At 68.1% G+C, this 1,333-nt stretch carries 1 protein-coding gene; it reads right to left on the bottom strand.

The window, feature by feature from the left end; all coding sequences use genetic code 11:
• A partial coding sequence (locus tag ACFYOY_RS49165) for an acyltransferase domain-containing protein (protein WP_388594666.1) occupies positions 1–1,333 on the bottom strand: 1,333 nt, incomplete at both ends.

Below are 1,333 nucleotides of genomic sequence, written 5' to 3'. Positions count from 1 at the left end.
CCAGTAGCGCTGGTGCTGGAAGGCGTACGTGGGCAGATCGACCGTACGAGGCGTGGGGTCGGCCGGGAACGCGGCCCGCCAGTCCACCCCGACCCCAGCGACGAACGCCTGGCCCAACGACTGCAGAAGCTGAGCCAGGCCACCGTGATCACGACGCAACGTGGGCACAGCAACCGCGTCCACCCCCACCTGCTCAAACGTCTCCTGCAAGCCGAGAGTCAACACCGGATGGCTACTGACCTCGATAAACACCCGATGCCCATCCGCCAGCAACGCCTCGACCGCATCGGCGAACCGCACCCGCTCCCGCACATTCGACACCCAATAGCCCGTGTCCAGAACGGAAGCCTCCACCCGCCCACCCGTCACCGTCGAATAAAACCCCACCTCATCCGCCCCACCAACAACCGGACGAACACCCGCCAGAACCTCATTCAACTCCCCACGGATCTCCTCCACCTGAGGACCATGCGAGGCATAATCCACCTCAATCAACCGCGCCCGCTCCCCCACCTCCTGACACACCCCCACCACAACGGCCACCTGCTCCGGCGGACCAGAAACCACCGTCGACAAAGACCCATTGACAGCCGCCACACCTACCCCAGCAGCCCGATCACCCAGACCGGAGAGCAACTCCCCCACCCGCTCCCGACCCACACCAAGCGACGCCATCGCCCCACCACCGGCCAACCGCCGCAACGCCTTACTCCGCAGAGCCACCACCTTCGCGCCGTCCTCCAACGACAGCGCCCCCGCGACAACAGCCGCCGCGATCTCACCCTGACTGTGCCCCACCACCGCCGCAGGACGCACCCCATACCCCGCCCACACCCCAGCCAACGACACCATCACCGCCCACAACACCGGCTGCACCACATCCACCCGCCCCAGATCCGCAGCGCCAACAGCCCCCCGCAACACATCCCTCAGCGACCACTCCACATACGGCGCCAGCGCCCGCTCACACTCCCCAACCCGCGCCGCGAACACCGGCGACACCTCAAGCAACTCCCCACCCATCCCCACCCACTGCGAACCCTGACCCGGAAACACCAACACCGGACCCGGGCCCCCGGCCAACGCCGCCCCACCCGACTCCACCACACCCGAATGCGACACACCCCCCGCCAACGCCTCCACCGCCGCCACCAACTCGGCCCGATCAGCGCCCACCACCACCGCCCGACGCTCAAACACCGACCGCGTCGTCACCAACGACCACCCCACATCAACAGACGAGAACTCGGTCGCGCCACCCACCCGCCCAGCCAACGCCGCCGCCTGCCCCCGCAACGCCTCCGCACTCCGGGCCGAGAGCACCCACGGAACC

This window comes from Streptomyces sp. NPDC007875 (assembly GCF_042868035.1).
GTDB lineage: Bacteria > Actinomycetota > Actinomycetes > Streptomycetales > Streptomycetaceae > Streptomyces > Streptomyces antimycoticus.
Note: the sequence above shows the minus strand (reverse complement) of the source record. Positions and strands in the feature narration are given on the sequence as shown.